At 48.1% G+C, this 17,179-nt stretch carries 8 protein-coding genes; 3 read left to right on the forward strand and 5 right to left on the reverse strand.

Going from position 1 to position 17,179, the window contains the following annotated elements:
* Positions 1 to 19 precede the first annotated feature (19 nt).
* Positions 20 to 1,465 carry a DEAD/DEAH box helicase gene (locus tag MHH25_RS30100; RefSeq protein ID WP_340018779.1) on the forward strand — a complete coding sequence of 482 codons (1,446 nt, stop codon included), beginning with the start codon at positions 20 to 22 and terminating at the stop codon, positions 1,463 to 1,465.
* 130 nt (positions 1,466 to 1,595) lie between these two features.
* Here MHH25_RS30100 and MHH25_RS30105 read toward each other — a convergent pair whose 3' ends face one another.
* Positions 1,596 to 3,008 (reverse strand): DKNYY domain-containing protein, encoded by a 1,413-nt coding sequence (locus MHH25_RS30105; RefSeq protein WP_340018780.1) that lies wholly within the window; start codon positions 3,006 to 3,008, stop codon positions 1,596 to 1,598.
* 245 nt (positions 3,009 to 3,253) lie between these two features.
* On the opposite strand from MHH25_RS30105, the gene MHH25_RS30110 reads away from it, so the two are divergent.
* On the forward strand, positions 3,254 to 5,122 hold the full coding sequence (locus tag MHH25_RS30110) for an AbfB domain-containing protein (protein WP_340018781.1): 1,869 nt from the start codon (positions 3,254 to 3,256) through the stop codon (positions 5,120 to 5,122).
* A gap of 106 nt (positions 5,123 to 5,228) precedes the next feature.
* Positions 5,229 to 5,378 carry a winged helix-turn-helix transcriptional regulator gene (locus MHH25_RS30115; protein ID WP_340018782.1) on the forward strand — a complete coding sequence of 50 codons (150 nt, stop codon included), beginning with the start codon at positions 5,229 to 5,231 and terminating at the stop codon, positions 5,376 to 5,378.
* A gap of 73 nt (positions 5,379 to 5,451) precedes the next feature.
* Here MHH25_RS30115 and MHH25_RS30120 read toward each other — a convergent pair whose 3' ends face one another.
* The 4 genes from MHH25_RS30120 to MHH25_RS30135 form a co-directional block, all read right to left on the reverse strand.
* Positions 5,452 to 12,531, reverse strand: a complete 7,080-nt coding sequence (locus MHH25_RS30120) for an InlB B-repeat-containing protein (RefSeq protein ID WP_340018783.1) — start codon at positions 12,529 to 12,531, stop codon at positions 5,452 to 5,454.
* 371 nt (positions 12,532 to 12,902) lie between these two features.
* Positions 12,903 to 13,712, reverse strand: a complete 810-nt coding sequence (gene minD / locus MHH25_RS30125; protein ID WP_340018784.1) for a septum site-determining protein MinD — start codon at positions 13,710 to 13,712, stop codon at positions 12,903 to 12,905.
* Positions 13,713 to 14,118: 406 nt separating this feature from the next.
* Entirely contained in the window at positions 14,119 to 14,817 is a 699-nt protein-coding gene (locus tag MHH25_RS30130; protein ID WP_036671783.1) for a response regulator transcription factor, read from the reverse strand.
* Between the two features lie 4 nt (positions 14,818 to 14,821).
* Positions 14,822 to 16,963, reverse strand: a complete 2,142-nt coding sequence (locus tag MHH25_RS30135; protein WP_340018785.1) for a sensor histidine kinase — start codon at positions 16,961 to 16,963, stop codon at positions 14,822 to 14,824.
* Positions 16,964 to 17,179: the final 216 nt, after the last annotated feature.

Here is a 17,179-nt window from a genome sequence, read left to right on the forward strand (position 1 = left end):
AACGCAAAAGAGGTAAACGATGAGCGAGCAACAATTTAAAGATTATGGACTTGGTGAAGAGATCGTAAAAGCACTGGACAGTCTGGGCTATGAGACACCAACCGAGGTACAGACTAAAGTTATTCCGGTAGCACTGGAGAATCAGGATCTTGTGGTCAAATCACAGACAGGTAGTGGTAAAACAGCCGCCTACGGCATTCCGCTCTGCGAGCTGGTGGATTGGAACGAGAATAAGCCACAGGCTTTGATTCTTACACCAACCCGGGAACTGGCTTTGCAGGTTAACGAAGATATTACGAATATCGGCCGCTTTAAGCGTATTAAAGCAACCGCACTATACGGACAGTCCCCTTTTCATATCCAAAAAGCGGAGTTAAAACAAAGAACCCATGTGGCTGTTGGTACGCCAGGTCGGGTACTGGATCATATCGAACGTGGTACGCTTCCACTCGAACGGATCGCCTATCTCGTTATTGACGAGGCGGATGAGATGCTGAATATGGGCTTTATTGAGACAGTACAAGCGATTATTCAGAAACTGCCGCAGGAGCGAGTAACGATGTTGTTCTCCGCTACGTTCCCTGAAGATGTAGCCAAACTGTCACGCAAATACATGAACAAACCGGTAGAGATCGAGATCAAGGCAAGTGGACTGACAACAGCCACGATTGAACATGCTGTGATTAACGTACCCGAGGTGAACAAAACCGCGTTGCTTCAGGACTTGTTCATTGTGGAAAATCCGGATAGCTGCATCGTGTTCTGCCGTACGCAGGAGAATGTCGATAAACTGTTCCGGGTCATGGCTGACCTTGACTACCCAGCAGATCGTATCCATGGTGGTATGGAGCAGGATGAGCGGATCGAAGTGATGAACGCATTCAGACGTGGACAATTCCGTTATCTGATCGCGACGGATGTAGCTGCACGTGGTATTGATATCACGAATATTACCCATGTCATCAACTACGACATTCCTTTGGAAAAAGAGGGATACGTTCACCGCACAGGCCGTACGGGTCGCGCAGGCAAAACAGGTAAAGCCATTACGTTGATTACACCGAAAGATGGCAGACGTCTGGCGGAGATTGAATCCTATATTGGATTCGAAATCCCTGTTGTGAAAGCACCTTCTGAAGATGCTGTAGATCGCCGCAGAGAAGATTTCGAGATGCGATTGAAGATTGTTCCTGAACGTAAAAAGGACAAGCGTGAACAGCTGAACCAACAGATCATGAAGCTGAACTTCAACGGAGGCAAGAAGAAGAAACTTCGTGCCGTTGACTTTGTAGGTACCATCGCCAAGCTTGAAGGGGTTACAGCAGACGATATCGGGATCATTACGATTCAGGATAATGTGACGGATGTAGAGATCCTGAACGGCAAAGGCCCTCTCGTACTGGAGCTCATGCAGAATACAACGATCAAAAAGATGCAGCTCAAGGTTCGCAAAGGTCATAAATAGTTTGGTAAACACGGTCAAATAACTAGGAATTCAAACAGGGATAGTGGACTCTTTTCTAAGTCTGCTATCCCTTTTTTTCTGTCATTTAGATGCATGTCTCTATTATTCCAAACCTCTCTTACCGTTCAATTCACCTCTTCTTTTTCCGCACTATACCGCCTTCCACCTTATACCGAAATAGCGTATCTTCGGCGCCCCCGATATCATCCGTAACCATAAACGTCGCTGCATCTCCCGACTTATAAACCCCACCCGTCACAAAGCTGAACACCACACGCTCATCTTTACCCCAATATTGATTCAGCATGACAAATGTACTGCCGTTAACGCCCTTCACTGTGCAGTTTCCATTGGCATTATACAGACCATTCTTGTCTTTCGCGAAGCTCTGGGGATCGGCATCGAATAGATGTGTAAAGCTGACTCGATCGATATGTTTATTTGGTTTACCCCATAGATACACACGATTAGCATCCACCGCCCAACTGCCGGAAGGCGTTATTAACTCAAACGTCGCTGCATCTGCCCCCTTGATGATCTGAAGCACATCATCAGGATGACCGAAGGGCTGACTTGTCCGAATAACCTCGGCACGATACACATGTTGCTGATCCTTGGAAAGTCCAAGATGCTCCGTCCCGGCAAACGCTACAAATTGCCGAGCATCTGCCTCGTCGACACGGTAACCGTTGTAATACACGTGTTTGCCATCACGACCAAAAGGCCCACCTAGCGGCTGGAACGTATCCGGGTCTGCTCCTTTTACAGTACGCCACTGAAAATAAACACGTTCCCGGTCCCGTGCAAACTGCTCGTCCAGCGGTTCAAAGGTAGACCTGTCCGCTCCACGAACAAGGTTAAGCACGCCCTTCGCTTCTCGACGATACGTACCGCCCCATTCTGTTCTATAAAAAATGGACGACGCCGTCTCATACCAGTTCCCTGTAATCTGCGTATGGCCCTCTACACTGTGGGCATAATGCACATTCCACCAGCCAGGTACATCGGGATGATGTTCTTGCAGCCACGCCCTCACCTCATCCTTTTCCCCATTCGCATAACGAAGAGAGCTGGACAAATGGAACAGATGGTCCTTGTCGGTGCAATAGTCGTGATGAGCAATCACAGAGTTCGTATCGATATCCTCAAATAGATGAAAATGAGTGCTGCTCTTTACATATAAATAACGTTGGTCCTGAGCAAAGTAGGGCGTATCCGGCAATAGCCGAAAGCTGTCCGGATCTGAGTCAGGCACGGCCTGATCTTCCAGATAGACATACTGAGAGTCGCAGCAGTAATCTTCATCGATCACACGAAAAGCTTCCGTATCCCGACTGAACAAACTCGCCTTGTTCTTGCGGGCATTGAACCACCATATTCCCTGATGATCACGCAGATAGGCGAAGGTCAACCATCCCTTTTGATACGTAGAGATGACTTCAAAATCCTGAGCGGTAATGCCTCCCTTAATCGGAGTGTTCGTTCCATCCTCGTCATTATGCAATTTTACTTGAAGGTCTTCATCTACAATAAACTTGTTCATGACGGTCCACCCTCCAACCATGATGTGAATTCAGTCTAGCTTTATTTTAACGTGTGTACCTGATTCTCTCCACATCATCGCACATGATATTTCAGCACAATTCCTCCGCTCTCACCGCTCAGCCCCATTGAAATGCCGGTTTGTTCAGCAATGGATGGATTGTTCACTTGAAAAAGAGTCTGACCCAACTACAATATAAATGAGAGCGCTTCATTTAATTTAATATCTTTCGGGAGGTGTATGTAATGGGTAACAGGAAAGCTCTCTGGTTTCTGGTCTTCGCACTCACGTTCACCCTGTTTGGACTTCATCCTGAACGAACAAGCGCAGCAAGTGTCACGATAACCAACGGTACCGACTGGCTCGATACCGCAGGCAACCCCATCCATGCGAACAGCGGCAACATTCTGCAGGTAGGCTCGACGTATTATCTGTACGGTGAACATGCAGTGGGTGGCAGGTTCGACAGAGTGAACGTCTACACCTCCACCGATCTGAAGAACTGGACTTTCAGCAACGCCATCCTGACGAAAGATTCCGCAACCGAGCTGGCCTCCAGTAAGATCGAACGCCCCAAAGTCATCTATAACGCCTCCACCAATCAGTATGTGCTCTGGGCACACTATGAGAACGGTACAGACTACAACCTCGGGCGTGTAGCGGTCGCAACAAGCAATACCCCGAATGGCAAATTCACCTATGAGGGCAGCTTCCGCCCGCTGAATTATGAATCCCGTGACATGACCGTCTTTGTTGATACAGATGGCACAGGTTATCTGGTTACTGCTTCACGCAAAAATGGCGGTGCCAATGATACGATGGCTATTTTTAAAATGAATGCAAGTTACACCGGAATACAGTCCTTCGAGGGCTGGCTGTTCGAGAACGCCTACCGTGAAGCACCTGCTGTTGTGAAAAAAGGAAACCGTTACTACCTCTTCACCTCTCAAGCCGCTGGCTGGTATCCGAATCAGGGCGCTTATGCTACAGCAACTTCTATGACGGGTCCATGGGCTGCGCTTACGCCATATGGCAATCCATCTGCCTTCGGTTCGCAGATTCACGATATTGCCACGATTACAGGCAGCAACACCACATCCTTCATCTACATGGCGGATCGCTGGAATCCGATGAACCTCGGAGAGCACAAACATATCTGGCTGCCACTAACCTTGAATGATTCGAACGGAACAGCATCACTGGAATGGTATACCACATGGAATATTGATGCAGTAACAGGTGTAGTAACACCGCCTGCTCTCGTCAATCATGCACAAGGCAAAACAGCTACCGCCAGCTCCACAGCCTCCGGTTCGTCTGCATCCAACGTCAATGATGGCAACTACCAGACTTCATGGGTGGCTTCCTCCAATAGCTGGCCTGCCTGGTGGCAGGTGGACTTCGGCGCACCGAAGACGATCACCGAGATCGACACGTCCTGGTTTATGTATAAAGGTTCCGAAGGATACTACAAATACAAAATTGAAATTAGCAACGATGGAGTTAATTACTCCACCTTGGATCGCACCAATAATCTGACCTATGGCTTCACCACGGATGCCGTGCATTTCACTGCCCGTTATGTACGGATCAATATGGTGAACGCCGTCTTGTGGAATAATCCGGGGAACTGGTACACCCCAACCCTGCACGAGGTCAAAATGTTGGGCCCTGCAACACCTGAAGCCACAGGTTACAGCCGGTTCAGTTCACACAACGTTCCGGATCGATACATCCGCCATGCCAATTACACCGCTCGCGTGGATGCCAACGTCTCTCCTGTTCTGGATTCACAGTTCCGCGTCGTACCAGGCCTTGCCAGCTCCACGGGAATTTCACTGGAGTCCATCAACTTCCCGGGTTACTTTCTGAAGCGCAACACCAGCAACAAAATTGTACTTGAAGCATATGCGGACACTGCAGCCTATAAGGGAGATGCTACGTTCCTAAGCAGCCCTGGTTGGGCTGACAGCACCAAAGTATCCCTTCAATCGTATAGTCAGCCCGGCTATTACATCCGGCATTATGATTACGTGTTACAGCTCGATACCATCAATGCATCTAGCAGCTCGACGGTGAAGAGTGACGCTACGTTTGGGCGAACCAATTTCTAAGCAAAATAATTGGAGTTGAGGATGAGTCATCTACATCTGCAATTTAAATCTCGGGAAAGGCCGTTTTTTCAGGGTTCAAAACTGAAGAAGCGGTTAACGTGAAGGTGTGATAAACCGAGTTGAGTACGATCAAACCCCGCCCAAAGTGGAGTATTCCTTAACCCACCGAGGTAAAAGTCTAATACCCATTCTGGAGGAAATCTGTAAATGGGGTGTGCATAACGTCCCAGAGACACAAACGCTGCATGAAATATAGTGAATTACGGAATATATGCAAAAAAGCCTACTCCGATGGGAGTAGGCTCTTCTGCCAGTCTGATCTATCCAAGTTATTTGAAATTAGGATCAAACTTCATCACGTTCATTTTACCTTGTTCCTTATAACTCACATAGATGTTATCGGTGCTGTCTATGGTGATGTCTAGCTGAAGAACATCACCAGCGGAGAATCCGGCAGACCCTACGGGTCTCCAATCCAAATTCTCGTATTTCATCACAGTCACCCTGTTGCCATTTGCAGCATCTCGATAAGCAACGTAAGGCGTTCCTTCGCTGTCAAAGGCCATATCTATGCTTCCTTCTTGAGATGAACCGACCAAGAATTCGGGAGTACTCACCTTCTCCCATGCTGTATCTTCTGACGGAATGGTGTGCGGATATTTCCACATTTCAACAACGTTGGAGCTGCTGAGATAGATCATATAAGGTACGCCAGATGGATCAAGCGCGGATGCAGCATCCATATTCGCAGTTATTAGATATGCTTTACGATCCAATTGTTTCCATGATCCATCTACCAAGCTATATCCTGTTGCCACAGGGGTACCAGTTAACCTGAATGGAGCAAATAAATACATGCCGTTGTTTGGTAATGGTGCGAGGAAGGCTCTTAGACCTGCGAATGCCTCTAGTCTCGCTTCTTGTTTCCATCCACTACCTTCATGATAACTCCATGACATAAGCATTGACGGTTCCGCAGCATTACCGGCCAAAATACCTCTAAACATCAGAAAAGGATTATCATCCTTATCGAAGGTAATGAAGAAGCTATCATTAACTTTATCCACTTTTCTGCTTGTCTTTCCATCATTCCAACTGAAATCAGAGATAGTAGATACTGGTCTCCACCACTTATGTTCATCATTATAATTCTTAAAGCTTACTTTACCTGAGCTATTCTTATAAGCAACATAAAGCTTGTCCTTACTGTCTATTCCGAGCGATATAGCTGAGCTCCCTAATCCTCCCGCTTTTTCAAGATCGCTTTGATTGCCAAAGGACTGCCACTTGCCTCCCTTAAATTGCATCACAAACACTTCGTAATTGTCCTTTATATAAGCCACGTAAGGAGTTCCTTGACTGTCGAAGATGACATTGGACTTACTATTCAAGTCCAACAAGTCACCTACTTGCAGCCACGATGTCATCGTCCACTTCGCGTACAGGGTGATGTTTGACGTCACCGGCGTCATGAAGTCGTAGGCGATCTCCAGATCGCGATCGCTGTACCAACCTTCAAATCGATACCCTGCCCACTTCAGCGCAGCAGGTGCCACAGCTTTGTCGCCAGTAACCACCGTCTGACTACCTACTGCTGCTCCACCGTTACTGTCAAAGTCCACCGTGCGGCTGTTAAATGTCCACTTCGCGTACAGCGTGAGGTTACCCGTCACCGATGTCGTGAAGCTGTAGGCTTCATTCAGTCCAGCGTCGCTGTACCAACCGTTAAACACGTAACCGTCCCTCGTCGGTACGGCAGGCTCCGTAGCATTACCGCCGGTTTGCATATTCTGTTCAGCCACCAGTGATCCGCCGTTACTGTTGAAGGTGACCGTATATATAGCCGTCCACTTCGCGTACAATGTGAGGTTATTCATCACAGGTGTCATGAAGCTGTAAGATTCATTCAGACCAGCATCGCTATACCAGCCTTCAAATACATGCCCTGCACGGGTCGGTGCGTCAGGAACTACTGCCGTGTCACCTTCACTCACGGACTGACTGCTCACCGACGATCCGTTGTTACTGTTGAAGCTCACTGTGTAGCTGTTCTTTGTCCACTTCCCGTACAGCATCACATTGGCCATTACACCTTCTGTGAAACCATAAGGTATCATCAATTCGCTATCGCTATACCAGCCATCGAACGTATACCCTTCCAGCATCGGAGCGCCAGGAGCAGTAGCCACGGCACCTTCATTCACAGTCTGTTCTGTGACCAACGATCCGCCGTTACTCTCGAAAGTTACAGTGTAGGTAATCGGTACATATACCGTCCACTTCGCGTACAATGTCAGGTCTCCCGTAACCACCATAGTCGTGAAATTGTAGGCGTTCATTAGCTCACTATCGCTGTACCAGCCGCTAAACACATAGCCGTCTTTCGTCGGAGGGGCAGGAGCCATAGCCTTGACGCCTTCATTCACTGTTTGGGCATCTACTACCGACCCTTCATTACTCTCGAAGCTTATCGTGTAAGGGATCAGCCACTTCGCATACAGTGTGAGATCCGCCGTCACCGCTGCAGCGAAGTCGTAAGCATTCGTCAACGTGTTATCACTGTACCAACCGCCGAATACATAACCATCTTTCGTCGGTTCAGTCGGCGTACTAATCGTGGCGCCAAACCCTACAGTCTGAGCCGGCACTTCTTCGGACCCACCGTTACTGTCGAAATTTACAGTGTAGTCGTTAATTGCCCACTGAGCGGTAAACTGGACATCTTCGGCAGGCATCGTGGTCGGAGGCGTTGGCGACCAACCCGTAAAGCTATATCCCTGCCATGTCGGAGTGCCTAGACGCAACAGCATCGTCGCTCCGAAAGGAACATTATCCGTTTTATTTGTTGCCCCAGAACCGTTATAATCAACCGTCATTTGGTATACATCACGCTTATAATATACCTTCAACGCCGTTTTGCCGTTGCTCGTGATTAGATCCGTCAGTACCGAAATGCTGTCGTCCCGCACGAAGCCATCATAGGATCTCGGCTTGACATCCGCCAAATTCGCCTCGGTACCCGTAACTCCACGATACGATTCCGTATCTGCAACCGTATAGGTGTCACTTCCGATATTTTGCAGCAAGTACACGACCTGATAAGGCGTACCCTCTCTCCCCGTCCACTTCGCTGTATACGTAGTATCCTCAATCGGCATTGTACTTGGAGCTTCTGGCGACCAACCGGCAAACGTATATCCCTGCCTTGTCGGCACAGGTATACGAGCAGCAATGTTCTTGCCAACGGCTTCCGTTAGCGAGATTTGGGGCGCACCGGCATAACCCCCAGCGAAGGTCATCTTTCGATTCTCCGGATAGTAATTAACTCTTACGACTGTCGAGCCGTCTCCCTTGATTAATACGCCGCTTACCGTTCCGGTCGCATAGCCCTGCTCCTTAAACCTGTCGGAGCTGATTCGAATCTCTGTGTCCGTTGTTCCAGTCCTATTTTCAGTATCCACAGGCGGAGCCTGTATTCTGCTGTTCGGGTCTAGCACATAATACTCAACCGTATACGGCGTATTCTTGTTCGCAATCCAGTGCGCGTACAGTTTCCGATCCTCTGCAGCCATTCGGTTCGGAATCGTGATCTTCGTGCCGCCGGAAGCGGCCGTATACCAGCCGTCAAAGGTGTATCCTGGATATACCGGGGTGACCACGCTGATTGGCGCGTTATAAGGAGCCGCCACAACCTGGGTCACTCCGCTGTTCTGTGGATCCAGCTGAAGGATGTAGTCACCCACTCTGGCAAGCCAGCTTAACTGAATCGTACGCTTGAGAGGCTCGGACATGAACGACGCCGGTGCCCCCTTCCAGGTGATAACCAGATTGCCATCACTCACCTGAATGTTCTTGTCCACCACTTCAATCATCCCGTTTGCTGCGTCATACTTGAAGTTTGGATTGTCCACCTGAATATCGAAATTCGAGCGATCATACGCCTGTTCATCCGTATCGCCTGTCTTCAAATCAAAGGTATTCATCGTGACCCACAACTCCGGTACAGCGATGGATGACGCAGAACCCGCCATGTTCACTTTGAGCGACTTATCCTGTGGATAGGCGAAGTCGTAGACGTTCTGTTCTTCTCCAATCGTATACAGTGGCCACTCTTCATCGACCAGCTCTACGCCGCCGGAAAGCCCGCCATCACCTAATTGAGCGCCGAGTTCGACCTCCAAATAGATACCGATCTCAACGAACAGGGCGCCTAAAGACTTCGTGGTCTTCACCCCGCTAATATTTTTCAATTGATAATAGAAGTAGCCCCACAGATTCACATACACACCGGGTTCTACAGCAAGCCCGATACTATTCAACTTGACGCTTCCAATCCCCGCTTTGACCTCCATATGAATACCAGCTCGTAAACCGATCGTCCCCATCACATAGAAGGTAAATTGGTAATCTCCGTCTCCCGGCAAGCTGACCGTATTGCTCGAACCACTGAAACTCAATACGCGCAAGCTAACCGAGTAGCGCTTGGCCATCTTATAGTAGAAATCTGCCCCCACCGTCAGGTTCACCTGGGCGCTGACCACAAACTCCGCTTCAAATTTGACTTCCACAATACCTAAAGCCACGCGTACGCTCTTTTCAAAAAGCTCTTTCTTGATTAACGGAACCCACTCCGTGTCTTGCTCCAACATCTCTTGATACTTTTCCTTCAACGATTCCGCATCTACGGCAGTATCCTGCACACCCGCCATTACCGCTTTAATCTGTGTCGCAATGTTCTGAACCTTTCCCAACCTGCCAGCGTTCTTCTCGCCCACCCAGTCATTCAGTACATCATTTAACTTATCGTGTTCAACGAGAGCTATCTCTGCCGTGATGTTCATCCCGGTATAGCTATAAGCATCCAGATTCGCCGTAATTACATAATCATCAATGCTGTACCAGTAAGGAATCCCCCACTTTTTCAGCCAGTGCCCTTTCATATCCCCATTGATACCGAGGTCCAGGCTCATCTCCTGCACGAATGTACCCGTCATATGGATGACAAGATCGCTGTCTTCATTGATATTGACAACAATATCGGCACCCACTTGTAATGTAACGCTTACGCCTGAGGTTCGGCCGTCAATATTCTTCAGCCTCGTGCCGAGTGAAGCAAAAACGGTCAGATTCTCCACACTTACCCGGCTCCCTTTACTGGACGCTAGGGAGGACTGAGCCTTGATCTCCTGAATTTCCTTTGTCTCCATGGCGATGTCAGACAGATAATCCGCGGCTTCATTGACGAATCCGCTGTCTCTCGCTTGCTGCTCAATTTGCTCTTCGAGCTGTGCAATCTGTTCTTCCGAAAACAGATCGTCGCCGTCAATTGCTTGCTTCTGATAGATGTTGAAGGCATTTTCAATATCTTCAATGGTGGCATCTTCATACGTAATTACGTCCATCTCCGCCTCAGGCGTAATCGACGTAATACGTCCATAACCCATGATCTCAATACCTTCTTGATCGAATTGTCCATCATAAAAACCAATAAAGTCGCCCACATCAACAGTGGTCAGCTCATCCAAACCAAAGGGCTTGTACAGGCTGTCACTGTAGTTCATGGCAGTGTGCTCAACCGTGATGGAATGGTTATTGGGAATTCCATCCTTATCTGCTTCTATGCTCACCGGTAGAACATCCGGCTTGAACAACACTTGATTGGCATCTGCGTGATCATAAGTGTAGACACTTCCATCTACCGCCGTGATCTGGACATAGGCCACATCACCATCGTCTTCACCAGTCGTTTCGACTGTGCGCAGTTTGGGACTAACTCCCTCATAGATGGCTACGGTATCACCGACTTGAATTACCGTGCCAGTGCTTCCGGTGTACTTGAACGTTCCACTACTCGCATTCACTTCGGCGAGTGCATTTTCGCCACCTACCGTCGTAGTAACGACTGAAATCGCGGGCGAATCGACATCTGCTCCATTTATCACCATATCCGTGACATCCGTGAACGGAATGTAGATCATATTCGGATTGAGTGGAACATTCATGACTTCTTGTTTAGCAACGCTAAATACATAAATACTTGTCGTCGCGTCTTGGCCTTGGAAGGACAAGCTGTCATCCGTCAACGTAAGTTGATATGTGTTACCTTCAACGAACTTGCCGTTTTCGGCTGCTGACGATACCGTGAAAACTCCGTTCCCGCCAGAGACGGTAACCCCTTCGAATTCGGGATTCGCCGTATCCACGAAGTTCATCCCCTCTTTGACCTGGGATTCCGTTAGACTGCCCGATGAATCCTGCACCTTAATGGTGAAGTTCGGCGCGACATCCAGTACCGAATAGCTTGGTACGCTCTGTACTGCACGATCTATGCTATCCGTATACTTTGCATACAACTTTGTATCCGCGTTCAGGGTGCTGCCGCTTGCGAAGATGAGTGAAAGATCACTATCCGCAAACCACCCTTGGAATATATATCCTTCTTTTGTTGGAGCAGGTAGATTATTTAGCACCTGGCCTTTTCGTACCGTCTGCGCAGCAACTGCCGTGCCTCCGTTGCTCTCAAACGTGAGCGTATACGCAGTGGAACCCGTGCCTGGGTTACCTCCGTTATCTCCAGGCGTTCCGCCACCACTATTACTGCCGGGTGACGGTGTTGGCGTTGATGTCACCGGCGATGTCGGTGTTGGTGTCACTGGCGATGTCGGTGTCACCGGCGTTTGATTCTGATTTTTCCACGCCTCTACAACCGCGTTGTTGCGCATGAAGAGAACCGCTGCTTCCGCGCGAGTCGCTTGCGCACGCGGATTGAAGTTCCCCTTTTCATCCCCGGTGAACACACCGGCTTGCCACAGCTTAATGACCGCATCAGCCGCCCAAGGCGATACATCCCCGAGATCGCCCGGTTCTGTCGTGACCGGATTCTCGGTCTGATAAGGGATCTGTTCGCTTTCGAAATACCGCAACGTCATCGTCGCCATTTGCTCCCGAGATACGGTAGCATCCGGCGAATATTTCCGATCCCCCGTGCCATCGGTAATTCCCTTCTTAACCGCCCATTCGACATATGGCGCATACCAGCTGCCCGCCTGTACATCGGCAAAGCTCGAAGTGGAGTACGCCCCCGCATCGACTCCGGCCATCCGTCCAAGTGCCGTTACATACATGGCACGTGTCATTGTCCCCTTAGGAGAGAAGCTACTCGCGTTCGTTCCGCTGAATATGCCCTTCTCCTGCACATGGACGACTGCATCATAGAACCAGTCGGTGGGACTCACATCCTGGAATCCAGTGGATGTGGTTACTTTTGTCTTCTGCATCGGCAGTTCAGCCGCTACTGCCGATTGCGCTGGTAATAGGGGCACGGCAGAAACTATTAAGCTGATCACCAGCATCCACATCAGGATCTGCCGGCTCACCTTCCATCCCTGTCTTACTTTCTTCACTTTCATTCATCCCTTCTATGTATAGATCAAACTAAAAAAGACCGTCCAAAATTCGACTGCTTTAAGGTACGATAATGCCAACTTTACAGATTGAATTCGTTCACCGACCTTTCTTATCAGTCGCAGTCGAATTGTGACACCAATACATGCAAATTATGTCGTTTTTTCTTCCGTATTTTATCATGCGAGATAGGGGCGCTTGTGAATTATAAAGAAAACTTTAAGTAAGCAACAACTCACAAGCGAGAACATCATAAACACAAAAAAAGGCGTAGGGAGGGTAACTCCTACACCACTATTTTTTCAGGAACTCTTTAGCTAGTTCGTAATCCATTTCAGATGATTTGCGTCTAAACGATCTCTCACTCCAAAATCGACTACACAGAACTATTCTCCCCCCAGCGCCGTCTTTGAGGAATCGAAAAAATACTTCTATGCTTCTTAGATCTTAATGAGATAAAAGGCTCCTGCTGATTCTTCGCCACATTGTGGGCGATATGCCTGAAGCGCAGCCCGCTTTCAAACTCAGGATTAAGCGCAATCGGGATGCCCTTATGTACGGAACGTATAATTTCTACATCGGCATGGATCACGCCAATCACACCGATATTGAGAATATCGATAATATCCTGCATCTTTACCGTTGCCGAACGGGCTTCCTGTCCGTCGGCCATATTAATGATGAGCTGTGGCGGAGCCGGAATCATATCTTCTAATAATCCGATTACGCGATCCGCGTCCTGAAGCGATGTACGATGAGGCGTAGTAACGACAATAGCCTCACCTGCTGCCAAAGCCGCATTCCAGAATCCATTTTCAATGCCTGCCGGCGAATCGATCAGCACATAATCATAGTTCTGGGCTATTTGCTGTACAACCTCGCCAAAAACTTGCGGATCATCGTGATGCACCGTGTCGTTACTACAGGAGATAAAGGACAAGGTACTGATTCGCTTATCTTTGACGATCACTTGATGTAAAGCACATCGACCCGTCAGAAAATCAGAAATATGATACCTTACCCTATTACTCAAACCAAGCGGAATATCCAGATTTCTCAATCCAAAATCAGCGTCGATCAGGCAAACGCTGCTCCCCGATAAGGCAAGGGCAGTCCCGAGATTAGCCGTGACCGTTGTCTTGCCAACTCCGCCTTTCCCTGATGTGATACATATAACTCGTGCCATCGGAGCCACTTCCTTCTCTTCAAGTACTAATGCGGGACAGCAAGACAACCATTTCTTCACGTATTATCGTTTGATCCGGCTTGAATGTAACGTCCTCGTAGCTAATAATCAGTTGCAATTTGATGAAATATGTCGTTATATCGACCACAGTGATTTTATCATGATGGATTATCCTACTTGAGAAATCTAAAGAAAACTTTAAATCCGTGCGTATTGGATCGTTTAATTTTTCGGAGAGATGGCACATCATTTTGACGAGGATGGAAAAGCGCAGACTGGTGTTGAGGGATTCAATATCTTGAGTCGATTACGAAGCTAGTGGAAAGAACAAAAAATGGGCCAATAGCGTCAGATACTGCTCCAACGCCATTTTCCCATTTATAATAGACTACCCTTACTGCTATATTCATGCTTGTGACGTACTGTTAGAAACCAGCATATATCCACTCCCCCGAACCGTAATGATTCGCTCGGGGTCGGCAGGGTCAGACTCAATTTTTTTGCGTAAATTACTGATATGTACAGCAACCGTTCTCGTATCCTCCAGACTTTCCATTCCCCAGATGATTTGAAACAACGTATCGACACTGACGACACGATTCACGTTTTGTGCCATATAGGACAGCAGACTGAATTCTTTTTTCGATAAAGAGATAGATGTACTTCCCATGTTGACGGACTGCGTGTAGAAATCCAGTGTCAAACCCGGTAACTCCAGCAGTTGTTCCCTTCTACCCGTCGACACTCTGCGAAGGTGAGCCTTGATCTTGGCCATGAGCACTCCCGGACTGAACGGCTTGGTCACATAATCGTCCCCGCCATAGGATAATGCGCTAATTTTTATTTCGTCTTCCTCTTGACTGCTCAGAAACACAATCGGCGCACTGGTGAGATTACGCGCATTCCTGCACCAGTCAATACCGTTTTCATTAGCCAGCAATATATCCAGTATAATTAAATCCGGCTCAAACGATGCAAGCAGCTCCATCGCTTCTGACCCGCTATGACTGCAGGTGGAGACAAATCCCTCCCTATCACAATACACCTGCACAATCTCGCATATATGAGGATCATCATCAACGATCATGATTTTGTGCGTGTCCATCTCATCACCCCTTTCCTTCAATCACCGTACAAGGAAACGTTACATAGAATGTCGCCCCCATCTTGCCGTCGCTCTCCGCTCGAACCATTCCTCCGTGCGCTTGTACGATTTCCCTGCAAATTGCCAGCCCCAGTCCACTGCCCTCTATGCCCATTCCCGGCCGATCATATCTGTAATTACGTTCGAAGATTTGCTCAAGCTGATCCGGAGGAATCCCCATTCCAGAATCCTGTATGCTAATGACTGCATGGGGAGCATGATTCACCACTTCCACAACTAGTGCAATACGCACCAGCCCCCCGCTGGAGGTGAACTTCATGGCATTTGACACTAGATTAAATAAAGCCTGCTCTATTCTTTTCGCATCCATCTCGACAACTGGCAAAATAGATCGTCTATCCTCGGCATCTCCGATATCCAGTATGAAGTCTAATCCTGCGTCGCGCACTACCAACTCATATTGTTCAAAAAAACCATGCAAGAAAGGAATCATCTGAACTGGCTCCATTCGGTACGAGACTTGTCCAGTCTCCAAATGAGACAAGAAGGACAACTCCTCGATCATACGGTTAATCCTTATCGTGTTCTCCCGGATGTACTTCAGATATTGTTCATTGCGTTCCGGCTTGACCCTGTCCTGTATAGCTTCTACATATCCAAGCATACTGGACAACGGCATACGCAGATCATGCGTAATATAAGCAAGTAGCTTCTTCCTCCCTTGCTCGGAGTGAAGCAGTCGGTCATACGAGGTTTGGAGATCATCATGCACTGTAGATAAGGCCTGTGTTCGCTCCTGAACGGTCTGTTCCAGATTCATATTCATTTCAATCAGCTTGTCATTAACGTTCTGTAATTCACGTGTAATTCTCTCTTCGTTCGATGCCGTCCTCGTAGATCGCGAAGACAGCAGAATCAGCTGCGCGATCGTAAATATCAATAAGCCAAGCGGAGATGTATTTCCAACTAGCGACCATCCGTTAAAATACAAAAAATCGTTGACAACCGTGACCAAAGTAACCACCGACACCAGCAGGAAGATCAGCGCTCCCTCCATACGTCGCACAGCCGCCTGAACCAGCCCGATCATCAGATAAATCATATGTAGAACTACCATCACACCGATTACCAGCAAAAATTTTGTATATATAATTGCAGGGGTTACCACTACAAGGATACAGAATGCACCAGTTACGATCCGGGTGCCAAGGCGAAACCATCGCGACACATAATTCGGAAAAATACAATCAAAATACATGGTGATGATATAACCGCTGAGGCAAAGAATCAGATATTCGATCTTGAACTGCAATTCCCAAGGAAAATGAGGCAACCATTGTGTAAAGATAAGCTCGCCGTTGAACAAGGATCGAATACCAAGCAGTACAGTAAACAGGCCAAAATATAACGGAGCTTTATCCTTACGTCGCAGCATAAACAACAGCAGATTATACAAACCGATCACTAGCAAACTTGCCGTGATGAACATATCCCTGGCAAGATTCAGATTGGTCTTGGTCGTTAGTACGTCACTGCCACCCAGCTCGATATCCTTGGTAATGCCGCCCCGATGATGTTGGAAGTTGGATACTTGCATGACCAGCTCTAACGTGTCGCTTTCAGGCTGAAAATACACCAGCTTTGTTTCCAATTGCGGGGTCATGCTGTGCTTGTCCTGACCAACATCACCAACTTCTGCCAGCAGCTCGCCATTGACCCATAATTTGTACGCATTAAAAATGCTAGACAGCCGCAGAGCAAGCATCTCATCGCGATCCTGCTCGCTTAGATGAACGACCAGTCCAAAGGTTGCATAGCCTGTACCGCTCAGCCGCTGACCTTCTAACGGGTAGCCCAGCCAGGAGCTTGGGATGTTAATCCAGTGGTCCTGATTTCCTTCCCTTGCCGAACGAACCCGCATATCCTCAGGCGACAGCAGTTCTTGCCAATAGAACGCCCACTTCCCTGTTAATTTTTGCGGATTCGTACTAAGTTGAGCCTGCGTTAAATCCAGAATACCTTCTTCACTTTGGAGCCTAGGAGAGTCCGGCGAAGAGAGGACGACATAGCCTGTAACCAAACCAATAACAGCAGCAATGATATACAACCAAACCTTACGAGAACCGACTCGGAGAATCTCCCTCATGATGAACCCAACCCCATTCTACAAGAGCGCAATAAGTAAGTTGATCATCCAAATAATATCATCAATACAGGAGAATGTACCCTGCAAATTTCTAGCAGGTGTCGATAGCTAACATCGCGATGATACCCTTTTGACGACGCGCGCTTAGCTGGGTGCGCCGCCACAAAAAAAGTACACACTTTGAAGTGCATACTGATATGAAGGATCTTATTCGCA

Source organism: Paenibacillus sp. FSL H3-0457 (assembly GCF_037981725.1).
Taxonomy (GTDB): Bacteria; Bacillota; Bacilli; order Paenibacillales; family Paenibacillaceae; genus Paenibacillus; species Paenibacillus amylolyticus.

Bases quoted from the DNA above. Each gene is read 5' to 3' on its own strand.
- MHH25_RS30100 (WP_340018779.1), top strand. From the start codon at position 20: ATGAGCGAGCAACAATTTAAAGATTATGGACTTGGTGAAGAGATCGTA.
- minD (WP_340018784.1), bottom strand. From the start codon at position 13,712: ATGGCACGAGTTATATGTATCACATCAGGGAAAGGCGGAGTTGGCAAG.
- MHH25_RS30130 (WP_036671783.1), bottom strand. From the start codon at position 14,817: ATGGACACGCACAAAATCATGATCGTTGATGATGATCCTCATATATGC.
- MHH25_RS30105 (WP_340018780.1), bottom strand. From the start codon at position 3,008: ATGAACAAGTTTATTGTAGATGAAGACCTTCAAGTAAAATTGCATAAT.
- MHH25_RS30110 (WP_340018781.1), top strand. From the start codon at position 3,254: ATGGGTAACAGGAAAGCTCTCTGGTTTCTGGTCTTCGCACTCACGTTC.
- MHH25_RS30135 (WP_340018785.1), bottom strand. From the start codon at position 16,963: ATGAGGGAGATTCTCCGAGTCGGTTCTCGTAAGGTTTGGTTGTATATC.
- MHH25_RS30120 (WP_340018783.1), bottom strand. From the start codon at position 12,531: ATGAAAGTGAAGAAAGTAAGACAGGGATGGAAGGTGAGCCGGCAGATC.